The organism is Roseburia intestinalis L1-82 (assembly GCF_900537995.1).
Classification (GTDB): domain Bacteria; phylum Bacillota; class Clostridia; order Lachnospirales; family Lachnospiraceae; genus Roseburia; species Roseburia intestinalis.
In genome coordinates this window covers 4189847-4205840 of the sequence record NZ_LR027880.1, presented here as the reverse complement: position 1 = coordinate 4205840, position 15994 = coordinate 4189847, and the positions used below count along the sequence as shown (strand labels likewise).

The 15994-nt window shown below is 44.4% G+C and carries 8 protein-coding genes; 7 read left to right on the top strand and 1 reads right to left on the bottom strand.

The features are described 5' to 3' along the window. Positions 1-236: 236 nt before the first annotated feature. The 7 genes from RIL182_RS19760 (at position 237) to RIL182_RS19730 (ending at position 15212) form a co-directional block, all read left to right on the top strand. Complete coding sequence (locus RIL182_RS19760) at positions 237-929, top strand: response regulator transcription factor (RefSeq protein ID WP_044998451.1); 693 nt, start codon at positions 237-239, stop codon at positions 927-929. A 64-nt stretch (positions 930-993) separates the two neighbouring features. Then, on the top strand, positions 994-3015 hold the full coding sequence (locus RIL182_RS19755; protein ID WP_006855392.1) for a sensor histidine kinase: 2022 nt from the start codon (positions 994-996) through the stop codon (positions 3013-3015). A 153-nt stretch (positions 3016-3168) separates the two neighbouring features. Next, a complete protein-coding gene (locus RIL182_RS19750; RefSeq protein ID WP_044998450.1) occupies positions 3169-5472 on the top strand; it encodes a hydratase in 2304 nt (767 codons plus the stop codon). A gap of 121 nt (positions 5473-5593) precedes the next feature. Continuing rightward, positions 5594-6922: an AI-2E family transporter gene (locus tag RIL182_RS19745; protein WP_006855390.1), complete on the top strand. Its 1329-nt coding sequence runs from the start codon at positions 5594-5596 to the stop codon at positions 6920-6922. Between the two features lie 221 nt (positions 6923-7143). Further along, on the top strand, positions 7144-9810 hold the full coding sequence (locus RIL182_RS19740) for a tetratricopeptide repeat protein (protein ID WP_006855389.1): 2667 nt from the start codon (positions 7144-7146) through the stop codon (positions 9808-9810). Between the two features lie 47 nt (positions 9811-9857). Further along, on the top strand, positions 9858-11756 hold the full coding sequence (glgB, locus tag RIL182_RS19735; protein ID WP_006855388.1) for a 1,4-alpha-glucan branching protein GlgB: 1899 nt from the start codon (positions 9858-9860) through the stop codon (positions 11754-11756). 246 nt (positions 11757-12002) lie between these two features. Beyond that, a complete protein-coding gene (locus RIL182_RS19730; protein WP_006855387.1) occupies positions 12003-15212 on the top strand; it encodes a DUF6240 domain-containing protein in 3210 nt (1069 codons plus the stop codon). A 15-nt stretch (positions 15213-15227) separates the two neighbouring features. Here the strand turns inward: RIL182_RS19730 and RIL182_RS19725 are convergent, their stop codons facing one another. Next, positions 15228-15992: an N-acetylmuramoyl-L-alanine amidase gene (locus RIL182_RS19725; protein ID WP_006855386.1), complete on the bottom strand. Its 765-nt coding sequence runs from the start codon at positions 15990-15992 to the stop codon at positions 15228-15230. Positions 15993-15994 lie beyond the last annotated feature (2 nt).

The following is a 15994-nucleotide window of genomic DNA, read 5'->3' as shown; positions in this document are numbered from 1 at the left end:
GTACGGGTACGAAAGATATCATAAGGCGGGGATGAATAGGATGCAATAAAGTATTTCTTAAATTTAAGGCCAATTTCTTAAATTAAATTAAGAAATGTGGGAAATGTTGTATATGCAGTGGGAATTTAAAGGAATATTAAGAAATCCGCTCTATAACAATTTAAACTTTCCTGTTAAAATAAATGTAAGATCTGGTGTAATACTTGAAGTAAGACACAAAAAGAATGGAGGAACTTATGCAGACAATTTTAGTGTGTGATGATGATAAGGAAATCGTGGAAGCGATCGAAATATATTTACAGCAGGAAGGGTATCATATTTTAAAGGCATATGACGGCGAAGAAGCACTGGAGATCTTAAAAGAAAATGAGGTTCATCTTCTGATCATGGATGTGATGATGCCGCGTCTGGACGGAATCCGTGCGACCTTAAAAATCCGTGAGGAGAGCAGCATTCCGATCATTATTTTGTCTGCAAAGACGGAGGATGCGGATAAAATTTTAGGACTTAACATCGGGGCAGATGACTATGTGGAGAAACCGTTTAATCCGCTTGAACTGGTAGCGAGGGTCAAATCACAGTTAAGGCGTTATACCCAGCTTGGAAATGCGGCAGAGAGCAGCGCATCGGTGTATACAGTCGGTGGATTGTCGATCAATGATGATTTAAAAGAAGTGACCGTGGATGGAGAAGTGGTAAAGCTGACACCGATCGAGTACAACATACTTTTATTACTGGTCAAAAATCAGGGAAAGGTATTTTCCATTAATCAGATCTATGAGAGCATCTGGAATGAGGATGCGATCGGAGCGGACAATACGGTGGCAGTACATATCCGCCACATCCGTGAAAAAATCGAGATCAATCCGAAGGAGCCGCGCTATTTAAAGGTTGTGTGGGGCGTTGGATACAAGATCGACAAGAACTGATTCTGGGAGGGATTCCGTACGCCGGCATACAGGATAATGTCCGGCACGGGGATGGAGACTTCATATGGAAAAGAAATCATACACATACGGCAGTAAGCTGGCAGGGATGATCCTGCACCTGTTTTTTACGGTAATACTTACCATCGCTGTCTATCTTTTGGCATCACTGATCAGCAAAAATATTCTGCAGGTAACGGATATCGGTACAGATGATTTTTTTAATTCGGGCTACTATACCAAATGCATGGAGCAGAAATGCAGTGAACTGACCGATTATCTGCATCTGTTACAAAAAGGCAATAAGCGGAGTGCGGAGGACGATAAGCGTTATCTGCAGTATACAAATGAGTTTAAGCGTGAAGACACCAATTTCTGTTACTGGTATAAACAGAATGGGGTGTGGTATACCAATCAGCCGGATTCGGTGGAAGGCCAGGAGTTTGATACACAGACTGTTCTCATGGAGGCAAAGACCATGGGGGATTATCTGATCTATGATATGGAGAAAAAGGAATTTGGAACGGATATCCGCGGCATGGAGAATTACTTTTTTGACAGTTATAATAACCAGATGTATCTGCCACTGGAAAATGTGGTGCTTGTGATCGGAGTGGATACGGATCTGACGGCAAAAGACGATCTGTATGATGCCGAGATGGAGTATGTAAGACTGCATCCGTGGATCAAAGTCAGTATTGTTGCTGCGCTGGTCAGTCTGATGGGATGGGTATTAAGTCTTGTATATCTGACACTTGCAACCGGACACAGAGATGGGGAAGAAGGAGTTCATCTTAATTTTGTGGACCGGATAAAAACAGAGATCGTGACCGCCGTATTTATTGCAGCAACCAGTGAGCTCATCATGCTTTTGTCCCATGTAAATAATAAAACGTGGAACGTGTCGGGACTGTTGGTCGCATCGGGAACGGTCAGTCTATTGATTGATGTACTGTTTCTCATTTTTTATCTGAGCATGGTGCGCCGGATGAAGGCGGAAGTGATGTGGGAAAACAGCCTTGTCTGCTGGTTTGTAAAAGGGATGGACAAGTTTTTTGAAAAACGGACGGTGACGGTGAGCGTGCTGGTTGTCTTTGCAGTCCACATGATCGTCTGTTTCGTGCTTGCGATGGGAGCTTTTTATTACCACCGGGTAATCTGTCTGGTACTGCTTTTAATCTTCAGCGGCATGGAGGCATATCTCCTGCTGCGTTCGGCAGTGGAACATTATCAGGTATATGAAGGCGTGGAAAAAATTACGGAAGGTGTGCTAAGCAACAAGATCGACACAGAAGGACTGCATGGTGAGGATAAAAAACTTGCCGAAGCGATCAATAATATTGGCAGCGGTCTTTTGCATGCGGTGGATGACAGTACGAAAAATGAGCGCATGAAGGCAGACCTGATCACGAATGTTTCACATGACATCAAAACACCGCTGACCTCGATCATTAATTATGTCAATCTGATCAAACTGGAACATATTGATAATGAACGGGTGAATGGTTATATCCGAATCCTGGATGCCAAGTCACAGCGGTTAAAGCAGCTGACGGAGGATCTGGTTGAGACATCGCGTATTACATCCGGAAATGTCAAACTGGATATGCAAAAGATTGACTTAGTGGAGCTGATCTATCAGACGGCAGGCGAGTTTAATGAAAAATTTGAGGCGAAAGAGCTTACAATCGTCACCAAACTCCCGAAAACGGAAGTGATGATCCTTGCGGACGGCAGACAGCTCTACCGTGTCATCGAAAACCTTTATAATAATGTTGCAAAATATGCGCTGGAAAAAACAAGAGTTTATGTGGATGTGCATGTACTGGAGGAAAAAGTGACATTTTCCATCAAAAATGTTTCGGAGCGTTCCCTTGCGTTGGAAAACAGTAATGCGGGAGATCTGACAGAGCGTTTTATCCGTGGGGATGCCTCAAGAACGACCGAGGGAAGCGGACTGGGGCTTTCCATTGCAAAGAGTCTGACACAGCTTATGGGCGGCATCTTTTTCATCGGGGTGGACGGAGATCTGTTTAAGGCTTCGATCACATTCCCGATGTACAGGGAAACAATAGATACGGATGAATAAGAGAGTAAATTTACGGCTGTTTTCAGCAGATAGGGCATGCGCTTTCAAATGCTTTCGGTTTAACGTGTAAAAGTACTTGATTTTTGCTGATGCTGTCTATATAATTTTAAACAATGGATCTAATAGAAAATGGGCAAAAGAATGGAGGAAACCATGAAATTATACGATAGCGGTGTATATCTCGTAAATGGAAATGAACTGGTACCGGACGGTGCAAATGCCATCGAAGAGGTCGTAAAAAAGACCGGGGCAGCAGTGACCAAAGAGCAGGCGGCAGAAAATACGATTGCTTACGGTATCTTAAAAAATCATAATACATCCGGCAATATGGACAAACTTCAGATCAAGTTTGACAAGCTGACATCCCACGATATCACATTCGTCGGAATCATCCAGACAGCAAGAGCATCAGGATTAGAGAAGTTCCCGATCCCATATGTGCTGACGAACTGTCACAACAGCCTCTGTGCAGTCGGAGGTACGATCAACGAGGATGACCACATGTTTGGTTTAACCTGTGCAAAGAAATACGGCGGGGTTTATGTACCGCCTCATCAGGCAGTCATCCATCAGTTTGCACGCGAGATGCTTGCGGCAGGCGGAGCGATGATCCTTGGTTCTGATTCCCACACACGTTATGGCGCACTTGGTACCATGGCAGTCGGCGAGGGTGGACCGGAGCTTGTAAAACAGCTTTTAAACAAGACTTATGATATCGATATGCCGGGTGTGATCGGCGTTTATCTGACAGGCACACCGATGAACGGTGTCGGACCGCAGGATATTGCACTTGCCATTATCGGGGAAGTATTTGATAAAGGTTATGTAAAGAATAAAGTCATGGAGTTCGTCGGACCGGGCGTTGCAAACTTAAGCGTTGATTTCCGAATCGGTGTGGACGTTATGACGACAGAGACGACCTGCCTTTCCTCCATCTGGAAAACAGATGACAAAGTAAAAGAGTTTTATGCGATCCACGGCAGACCACAGGATTACAAAGAGTTGAATCCGGGCAGCGTGGCATATTATGACGGAATGATCGAGATTGACCTTTCAAAGATCAAACCGATGATCGCAATGCCATTCCATCCGAGCAACACTTACACGATCGAAGAGTTAAACGCAAACCTGATGGACATCTTAGATGACTGTGAGAAACGTGCAGAGGTAAGTTTTGACGGTGCGGTCAAACTGGACTTAAAGAGCAAAGTAAGAGATGGAAAACTCTATGTAGATCAGGGTATCATCGCAGGCTGCGCAGGCGGTGGATTTGAGAATATCTGTGATGCAGCAGACATCTTAAAGGGTGCGAGCATCGGACCGGATGAGTTTACGTTAAGCGTATATCCGGCAAGTACGCCGATCTATATGGAGTTAGTAAAGAATGGTGCAGTTGCATCCCTGATGGAGACAGGTGCGATCGTTAAGACGGCATTCTGCGGACCGTGCTTTGGCGCTGGCGATACACCGGCAAACAACGCATTTTCCATCCGCCACTCCACCAGAAACTTCCCGAACCGTGAAGGCTCCAAGGTACAGAAGGGACAGGTTGCCTCCGTTGCGCTGATGGATGCACGTTCGATCGCAGCAACAGCCGCAAACAAGGGATTTTTGACAGCCGCAACCGATGTGGATGTGAACTTTAGCAAACCGAAGTACTTCTTCGATAAAAATATTTACGCAAACCGTGTCTTTGACAGCAAGGGTGTAGCAGATCCTTCCGTTGAAATCCAGTTTGGACCAAACATCAAAGACTGGCCGGCAATGAGTGCATTGCCGGAAAATATGGTATTAAAAGTGGTATCCGAGATCCACGATCCGGTCACGACCACAGACGAGCTGATCCCGTCCGGAGAGACATCCTCCTTCCGTTCCAACCCGCTTGGACTTGCAGAGTTTGCACTTTCCAGAAAAGATCCGCAGTACGTGGGCCGGGCAAAAGAGATCCAGAAAGCGCAGAAAGCGTTAGAAGCCGGAAACTGTCCTTTAGAGGCAGTAGAAGAGTTAAAACCGGTTATGGATGTCATCGATAAAGTATTCCCGGAAACAAAATTTGAGGATAACCATTCCAATGGTGAGATCGGTTTTGGAAGTACGATCTTTGCAGTAAAACCGGGCGATGGTTCTGCACGTGAGCAGGCTGCTTCCTGCCAGAAAGTACTTGGAGGCTGGGCAAACATTGCAAATGAGTATGCAACCAAGCGTTACCGCTCGAACCTCATCAACTGGGGTATGCTTCCGTTCATCATCCCGGAGGGCGAACTGCCGTTCAAGAATCTTGACTACTTATACATCCCGAATATCCGTAAAGCAGTCGAGGACAAACAGTTCGAGATTACAGCGTATGTGATCAAAGATGGAAAGGCAGAAGAGTTTAAACTTGGACTTGGTGCGATGACTGATGATGAGAGAGAGATCATCTTAAAGGGCTGTCTGATCAATTATTACAGAGGGTAAAACCGCAGACTGATATTTTGGGGCATCGGCGCATGAGCACCGGTGTCCCTTTTTGCAAAATCCAGTAATTAACAAAAATTTCAGCAAAATCTGATTGCGTTGCCTGTCTGCGAAGGTTATAATGAAAATATTAGATAAGACGGAGGATGGCAATTTGGACGAACAGGAAAAGATAAAAAAAACATCCCAGGAAACAGAATGGGAATTAAAACCACAGTATGTCATCATCGCACTGGTCGTATTTGTGACTTTCTGCTGCTGCATACTGTTTTTCTTTATGATCTACCGTTACAATGGATTCACAGACTTCTGGAAGAAGCTGTCTTTGATCTTACAGCCGATCATTATCGGTGTAGTGATCGCATATCTGTTAAATCCAATCATGAAATTTTTAGAGGGACACCTGCTTAAGTTTTTAGAGCCGCGGATGAAAAGCAAACGCAAAGCGAAAAAGACATCACGGGGAATAGCAATTACCGGATCACTGGTATTTTTAGTGGGAATCTGTGTGCTTTTAGTGGCGGCGATCGTTCCATCTATCTCTGCGAGTATCCAGAGCATGATCACATCGTTTCCACAGGAAGCAAAGGATCTGACGAAATGGGTAGACGAGGTGACAAACGGTGATACGGAACTTGCGTCCATGATACAGCAGGGCGTGGACAAAATAACGGATACGGTTGAGACCTTTTTTGAAGATGATATTTTTTCAAAGGTACAGACTTATCTTACATCGATCACAAGCGGTGTGATCTATGGTGTCAAATTCGTTTTAAATGTGATCGTCGGTCTGATCATTTCAGTCTATGTGATGGCAGACCAGGAACATTTTGCAGGACAGGCGAAAAAGATCGTATACGCGATGTTTAAACCGGTGCGGGCAAATGTTATCGTTGATACTGTCCGTAAGAGCAATGAGATTTTCAGTGGATTTATCAGTGGTAAAATATTAGATTCGGCGATCATTGGTGTGCTCGCCTATATCGTGCTTGCAATCATGAAGATGCCGGATACGGTGTTAGTCGCCGTGATCATCGGTGTCACGAACGTTATACCGTTTTTCGGGCCGTTTATCGGCGCGGTGCCGTCCTTTATCATTATCGTGCTTCAGAATCCGATACAGGGATTATATTTCCTGATCTTTATCGTTGTGTTACAGCAGATCGACGGAAATATCATTGGACCGAAGATCCTTGGAAGCTCTACCGGATTATCGGCATTCTGGGTTGTATTTGCAATTCTGGTATTTGGCGGATTATGGGGATTCCCGGGAATGCTGCTCGGTGTGCCGTTAATGGCAGTGATTTATTATGTTGCACAGAAAACGGTATCTTATTTCTTAAAGAAGCGTGGACTTACAACAGATACACTGGCATATGTATATCTGACTAAAGTTGACAAGGAGAGTAATCAGCCTGTTTATGATAAAAATCCGTCAAAAAAGAGTTGAAAAAACATCATGGAAAACATATCGAGGAATCCATAGAAGAGAGTAAAAAAGAAGAATAAGATCAATGACAGAAAAGAGGGTATGGCAGACTGCAAACCCTCTTTTTTTGCCTGTATCATGGCTTTTTTTTCTAAGATTAAATTTTGACATCTATATGTGCGTATGATAAACTAAGAACAAAAGAAGCAGCAAAAGAATAGCGCGTTCTGAGGTGGCATAATTTGGATAAATATGAATATAAATTAAAGCTGGATCAGATGAAATCTCTGACGGCCGAACATAATTATGAAAAGGCAGCAGAGATAGCTGATACGATTAACTGGAATAAAATAAAAAATGTAAATGCACTTGTAAAAGTTGGAGAGATTTATGAGAATACCGGTCGTTTAGAAGACAGCCGTGAGGTTTTGCTTATGGCATATGACCGGTCTCCAATTGGAAGAATGATCATTTATCGCCTGGCAAAAGTTGCCATTAAAATGAAAAATTTTGATGAGGCGAAAGATTATTATCAGGAATTTGTGGAGATCGCACCACATGATAATTTGAAATATGTGTTGAAATACGAGATCTGCAAAGCCCAGGGTGCAAATATAGAAACTCTGATCGGAATTTTAGAGGAGTTAAAAGAGCAGGAATATACCGAAGAATGGGCATTTGAACTTGCATGTCTGTATCATAAAGCAGGTATGGCAGATAAGTGTGTGGAGGCATGTGATGAACTGGTACTGTGGTTTGGTGACGGTCCATATGTAGAGCGTGCCTTAGAACTGAAGATGATCTATCAGCCGTTAAATAAACAGCAGGAAGAAAAGTATCGCAGATTTTGTCAGAAACGCGAAGGTGTTGTTGAGGTCAGACCGGAGGAGGAGCTTGACTCCGGTGAGATCGTGAATGAAACCGTACAGATACCGGATGTGAAGCTTTCACCGGAACGGTTTAATACACAGAATCTGCAGGAAGAGCTGCAAAAGAGCATGCAGCAGATCATGCAGGCGACGGAAAAAGAAACTGTTACAGACAGTATGGACAACATCAAAAAGCTTGTGGAGGAGATTCCATATCTGCAGCTTCCGAAAGAAGAATATGATCCATCTGAGGAAGAGGAAGATACGCTGGAACATATAGAGACGGATCACGAGATCGATGATTCGTTAAAGATCAATTTCAAAGAGCTGCTTGCAGAAGAACATGATGGACAGATTGGGATGTATATGCCGGAGAAAACGGCATTAGAGCACCAGATCACAGGTCAGATGAGCATTGAAGAAGTGCTTGCTGAGTGGGAAAAGACGAAATATGCCGCAGAAGTTGCATTAGAAGATGCAAAGCAGCGCAGACTTGAATCTGCAAAGGCGCGTGCGCTGCAGGAAGCAGAAGAAATTATGGGACGTCTTGCAGACATTATTCCAAAGCTTGATGCAGGTGTTGCTCCAAAAGATATACTGCAGGATCAGTACATAGAAGGCAAGCCGTTAGAAAATGACAGGGCAGCAGCTATGGTTGCAAACATGAATCAGATCTTACAGGAAGAGATTGACCGGATATCGACAGAGACGGCGGATATCGATAAACAGCTGGCAGAGGCAGCCGGAACAGCAGCGTCCGCAATGGAACCGGAGCCGGCAGCGTCAATGGGAGAGATATCTGGGCCAGGAGTGAATGCAGCGGAGCTTGCAGAAGAAGTATCCGGGATGATGCAGGAGACAGAAGATGTGGAAATATCCGGACAGGAGCAGATACCGGGATCTCAGCCGGATGAGGAAATCGCAGATCTCTCCGCAGAAGAAACGGATGAGGAAACTGTAGATCTCAGTACAGAGGAGAAGGCGGCAGAAGAAGTTTCAGATATTAGTGAAGAGAAAACATCTGAAGCAGATGATTTTGATATAGTTACCGCAGACACGATCGATCTTGGCAAAGTGGTAACGGAACAGGCATTAGCCGAAGCGGTAGAGCATATTACCGATACGGAAAGCGCAACGGATGATATCACACAGAAAGAGCTGGCTGACAACACGGCAGTTGAGGTAACGAAAGAGGTTCTTAAGAAAGAGGACCGGGTGGAAAGAGTCCTTCCGGAGATCACAGAGCCTGAGGATGAGACCGGTTTTGAGGCAGTTACATCACTGGGTGAAGAACTTCGGGGGATATTTACCTATTTTGTTTCGATCAAGGGAATGGAAGAACAGATTTGTCAGGCACTTACAGGTGCGGCAAGACATCTGATAACAGGAAAGGATGCTTCTACCGGAAATATGGTGATCCAGGGTGGCAGCGGAAGTGGCAAAACAGTCCTTGCAACGGCTATGGTGAAAGCACTTCAGAAAGAAACCGGAAAACCAAAAGGAAAGGTTGGAAAGATTGAAGCTTCCGCACTGAATAAAAAGGATGTAGCATCACTGTTAAAGAAAATTTCCGGGGGCTGTCTGATCATAGAGAAAGCCGGAGATATTTCCAAAGAAACGGCAGTCCGGCTGGCACTTCTTCTGAAAAGTGATACAAGCGGATTATTTGTCATTATGGAAGATACACACCGTGGAATTGAGAAGGCACTCGGCAGAGATGAAGGATTTGCTTCCCGTTTCTCTGAGAAGATCAATATTCCGATATTTACCAGTGATGAGCTTGTTTCATTTGCGAAAGCGTATGCAAACGAACTTGGCTATACAATAGATGAGATGGGTATTCTGGCACTTTACAACAGTATCAGCAATATTCAGAAATATGACAAGGCAACAACGCTTACAGAGGTAAAAGAGATTGTGGACGATGCGATTCATAAATCTGAGAAGGGCGGTTTACGAAAAGCATTTAGCATTATTACGTCCAGAAGATATGATGATGAAGATTATGTGATTCTTCGCGAAAAAGATTTTGGAATCTAAAATATACAGGCTATAATCATGACATAAAAATAAAGGGGTGTAAGGGTATGGCTAATTTTTCAGAGTTGGATCGCTATTTATTTGGACAGGCGACGCATTACGAGATTTACCGGAAACTGGGGGCTCATTTTACGGATCAATATGGAATTCGTGGAGTATGTTTTGATGTGTGGGCTCCGAATGCCGCAAGAATATGGGTGATTGGTTCTTTTAACGGATGGGATGAAACGGCAGATGAAATGACAAGGTTAGAGCCGGATACCATGGGAATATTCGAATTGTTTATTCCGGGGATCGAGGAAGGTGCACTGTATAAATACCTGATAGAGACGAAAGATGGAAAACGGCTCTATAAGGCGGATCCATATGCAAATTATGCAGAGCTTCGTCCGGGAACGGCATCTGCCGTCACGGATATAGAGCATTTTAAGTGGACCGATGAAAAATGGATGGAAGAGCGTGCAAAGACCAAAGATATCTATGCAAAACCTATGACGATCTACGAGGTACATCCGGGATCCTGGATGCGCCATCCGGGCAGAGAGGATGACGGATTTTACAGTTATAGGGATCTTGTGAAATATCTGATCCCGTATGTGAAGGAGATGGGATATACACATATTGAGCTGATGGGTATTTCCGAGTATCCGTTTGACGGTTCCTGGGGATATCAGGTAACCGGTTATTATGCACCGACTTCCCGTTATGGAACGCCGCAGGATTTTGCATATTTTATCAATGAATGTCACAAGCACAAGATCAGTGTGATCCTAGACTGGGTGCCGGCGCATTTCCCGAAAGATGCACATGGACTGGCTGAGTTTGATGGAACATGTCTGTATGAATATGCGGATCCAAGAAAAGGAGAACATCCGGACTGGGGTACAAAGATATTTGATTACGGCAAGAATGAAGTAAAGAATTTCCTGATCGGCAGTGCATTGATGTGGATCGAGCATTATCATATTGACGGGCTGCGTGTGGATGCAGTGGCATCTATGTTATATCTGGATTATGGAAAGCAGCCGGGACAGTGGGTTCCGAATAAATACGGTGATAATAAGAATCTTGAGGCAGTGGAGTTTTTTAAGCATGTCAATACACTGATCCTTGGAAGAAACCCGGGAGCAGTCATGATCGCTGAGGAATCTACGGCATGGCCGAAAGTCACCGGCCGTGTGGAAGATGACGGACTGAATTTCAGTTATAAATGGAATATGGGATGGATGCATGATTTCCTGGATTATATGAAACTTGATCCGTATTTCCGCAAGGATAATCACCACAAAATGACTTTTGCCATGAGTTATAACGAGAGTGAGAAATACATTCTTGTGCTTTCCCATGACGAAGTGGTACATCTGAAATGTTCCATGATCAATAAGATGCCGGGCGAGATGGAAGATAAATTTAAAAATCTGATGGTCGGCTATGCGTTTATGATGGGACATCCTGGTAAAAAACTTTTGTTTATGGGACAGGAATTTGCACAGCTTCAGGAGTGGAGTGAGGCGAGAGAATTAGACTGGTATCTGCTGGAAAACCCGGATCATAAGCATATGCAGAACTGGGTAAAGAAATTATTACATATTTATCAGAAAAATCCGGCACTCTATGAACTTGACAGCAGCTGGGGTGGATTTGAATGGATCAATGCAAATGATGCTGAGCGCAGTATTTTCAGCTTTATCAGAAAGAGCAAAGACGGAAAGAATAATCTGCTTTTTGTATGCAATTTTACACCGGTGGAACGCAGCGACTACCGCGTAGGCGTACCAAAACACAAGACTTATAAACTGATTTTAAACAGTGACGATGCAGAATTTGGCGGAAGCGGCAAAGAGCGTCCGGTAAATTATAAATCTGTGTCGCAGGAATGTGATGGAAGACCATACTCGTTTGCATATCCGCTTCCGGGCTTTGGTGTGGCAGTATTCCGCTATTAAAAACTGTATAAAATAGCAGAACAGCGTTTGGAATCGTATCGAAAAACTTAATAAATGTGCTGATGTATCCGATATATACATCAGCTATGGATGGCGCAGATATTTCAGGGAAGTGAAAGTATGCGCCATTCTTTTGTCCTGATATAACCGGATTGGTCAGATATAACTGAGTGAAAAGCAGAAATCAGGCAAGGAAAAACTGTACGGAAAGTATGTAAGAACAGAAATGACAAGGAGAGTCGGATCATGAGAATAGATAACCAACAGCAGCAGAATAAGGGCGTGATGGATTTAATGCCGCAGACAGGCGCCGTGGAAGAAAAAAACGGAATTCAGATGTTTGCGGATGCGGTAAAGACAGAGAGTAGTAAAAAATCTGCAGGAACTACGTCTTTTCAGGCAAAAGAGGTTACTTATCTGAATCCGACAAAAGAAGAGAAAAAGACGGTCATAGATGAAATAGAGCAGTCCGGTTCCATGGATGCAGGCGAGCGAAAAGCACAGATGGCTGTGCTTGCGGAAACTACTTCACCGGAAGATTATGAAAAAATGCAGGAGGATGGCTTTTCGCTGGATGATACCACGAGCAATAAGATCGTGACCGTGACGGATAAGATCAAAGCACAGCTGGCAAAGGCGGGGGTGGATATTTCTAAATTTGGAGATGATCTTGATCTCGAACAGCTTGCACAGATCACGGGCAGTCCGGAACTTGCAGTTCAGATCGCAAACAGTCTGCGGGAAGCGGATCTGCCGCTTGCGGATGATAATTTTAAACAGATCGCAGAGACAGTAAATATGGCGGATTCTTTATCCGCATTGGATGATGGCGCTGTAAAATATCTGATTGATAATCGGTTAGAGCCTACGGTGCGAAATATATATTTTGCTGAGCATTCTGCAAGTGCAGGCTATATTTCGGCAGAACAGCAGGATATTTCGTCCTTCCTTCCACAGGTGAAAAACGTGATCGCATCAGCAGGACTGGAAGTAAATGATGATACCATTGCAACCAGTAAGTGGATGTTAGAAAATGATATACCGCTGACGAAGGAGAATCTTACTTATGCACAGGCTCTGCGCCAGACGGGACTGACCACGGGGGCAGAAGATATTGCCGCACTTGCAGCAGAGGCGGTCAGCGAAGGGAAAAGCGCACAGGATGCGGTGATCCTGTCCGGCTATACATGGATGGAGCAGGCGAAAGACGCTGTGGATACCGTAGAAAATGCCACGGATGAAGATCTTGCTTATATCGTGGAAAAAGGATTGCCACTTACCCTGGACAGTTTAAGGGAAGCTGCGGCAAACCGGACATCGGGAACGGCGGCATCAGAAAGCCAGACGGTGGGAACTGTGTCATCATCTGAAGCTCAGAGTGAGGATGCAGCGCAGAGCATTGCGAACGAGAGTTATACCCCAAAAGGGCAGCAGCTTCTGACGGCACGCAGACAGTTAGAAGAAATTCGTCTTGCAATGACGGTGGAAGCAAATTACCGTCTATTAAAACAGGGGGTTTCCATTGACACCGAGCCGTTGGTAAAACTGGTGGAACAGCTGAAGGATCAGGAAAATGCATATTATAAAAATCTCCTGATATCTGAAGGTGTGGATGTGAACGACGAGCAGGTGGAACTTTTTAGAGAGGTCGATAAAAAAGTTTCCGATATGCGTTATGTTCCGGCATATGTGCTTGGAATGAAAGATGCCGAGGTGTCGACGATCAATGGTGTCCATAAAGCCGGTATGGAACTGAAAAGTTCTTTTGAAAAGGCAAGTCAGCAGTATGAGACCCTGATGACAGCACCGAGAACTGATCTGGGAGATTCCATCCAGAAGGCATTCCGTAACGTGGATGATATTTTAAACGACCTTGATATGGAACTGACGGATGAAAACCGTCGTGCGGTTCGGATTCTTGGATATAACAGTATCGAGATCACCCAGGATTCTGTGTTTCAGATGAAAGCAGCAGATGAAGAAGTGCAGCGTGTCTTTAAAAATATGACTCCGGCGGTTGTCACACAGATGATAAAACGCGGGATCAACCCACTGGAAATGGATTTTACATCGTTAAACCAGGAGGCAGAGAACATTAAGAGCGAGGAGTCTGGTAGGGAGGATAACCGCAGATTCAGTGAATATCTCTGGAAAATGGAACAGAATCACGAAATCAGTGAGGAGGAGCGAAGCTCTTATATAGGAATCTATCGTCTGATCCGACAGGTAGAAAATACAGATGGTGCAGCAATAGGTGCACTGATACAGCAGGGATCGCCCCTTACGATGAAAAATCTTCTGACAGCTGTGCGGTCTGAAAAACGCAGCAATAAGATGGATTATTCTGTAGATTCTGATTTTAATGGCGTATCCGGGACATCCAATGGCAGCTCGATTACGGATCAGATTGAGGCAGCCTATCAGAATAACTGCTTAAAAGATGCTTCGGAATTACTGACACCGGAGCGTGCGAAAGTGTTGTTTGATCAGGATTCTGACTGGGAGAACATGACGCCGGAGGAATTTAAAGCAGCGCTGGAGCTGGCAAAAGAACAGGCAGATGAGAGTGGCATTGATGCAGATTATGCAAAAGAGCAGCTTGCGCAGTTAGAGCAGGCAGCAAATGCGGATGAGAGTATTTATCGTATTTTGGATAAATATGATATTCCAAATACAATATCAAATGTGCTGGCAATGGAATCCATGCTCAACCAGCGTAATCAGATGTTTCGTAAGATTTTTGGAAGCAGTATGGCAGACCACAATGGAGACAATCAGGTAGATGCGGATGATTTAGAAGCAATTAAGCAGGAATTGTTAGAGGAATTTGGAGAAGCTGTTTCAGAACCGGCAGATATGGCGGCTGCACAGGAGAAGTTAGGCGAACTTGCAGAAAATGTGATGAAGACGATGATAAACAGCGATCATGTGACGAGTCTTGATGTGCGTGAGATGAAAATGCTTTCCGCGCAGCTTTCCGTAAACAGTATTCTTGCAAAAGAAGAGCAGTATGCTGTTCCAGTAATGGTCAATGATGAACTTATGAATGTTTCTGTTAAAATCGTGCGCGGTGTGGACAAAAAAGGAATCGTCGATATAATGATGGAAAGTGAATTGCGCGGAAAGATCGCGGCGACATTCCAGGCAAAGGAAGATGGTATACATGGACTGGTCGCCACAGATTCAGAGGAGACGGCAGAACTCTTTGAAGAACAGGCACAGAATCTTATGGATTCGCTTGGCGGAGAGAATGATGATGTTACAGAATTACACTGTGCACACATAAAGGACCTTGATCTGAATCATTTCTCCATGGGAGCGTTTGGAGTCGATGCAAAGAATGAAACTCCGACCTCTGAGGATCAGGATACTTACCGTGTGCAGACCTCACGTTTGTATGGAATTGCAGAGCATTTTATCAAAGCAGTAAAAGGAACACTCGCACAGGAGGCATAAAAATTGATTTTCGGACTACATGGATTCCGATAGATAATTTTGTATACCGATATATATGGCATTTACGAGCTTATTTTGGTAGTCGTCTGTCAAAAGAAGATCTGCCTCTGTCGGATTACTTAGAAACCCACACTCTACAATAACGGTAGGTGTGGGTGTTTTTTTGAGCAGATAATAGCTTTCATTTGCTTTTGCAACGCGGTGATTATCAGGATCAACATTTGCGATCAGGCTGTCCTGGATCGTATCTGCCAGTTTTTTTCCATCCTGCGACTGACCAAAATAAAATACCTGTGCACCGCAGACTTCCGGAGACGGATAGCTGTTCTGGTGCAGGCTGACCGTAAAGATGGGGGCTGCCTCCGTGATGATTTTACAGCGGTTTTGCATATCTTCCGCTTTTTTGTTGGTGTTTCCCTCAGAATAAAGACCGATGTCCGAGTCGCGTGTTAGGATAATCCGGATGGAATCCTGCTTGAATTTATCCCGAAGTTTCAGTGCCAGTGCAAGATTGATGTCCTTTTCCAGTGCGTCATTGGTGCCGACTTTGCCGGGATCGATACCGCCGTGCCCGGCATCGATCACGATCGATAAATTACCGGAAGGTGAGCTGGTCTGTCCGGTGTCCCCGGTAAGCTCTGTATTATGTGCGGAATCTGTGTCCGGTGTGCCTTTTGTGTCTATGTGACTGTTTTGTACAAGTATGGCGCTTTGACTTCCAAGAAAAAATGCGGCGATCACCAGACAGACAGCCATGATAAGTTCTATCTTTTTTTTCATAA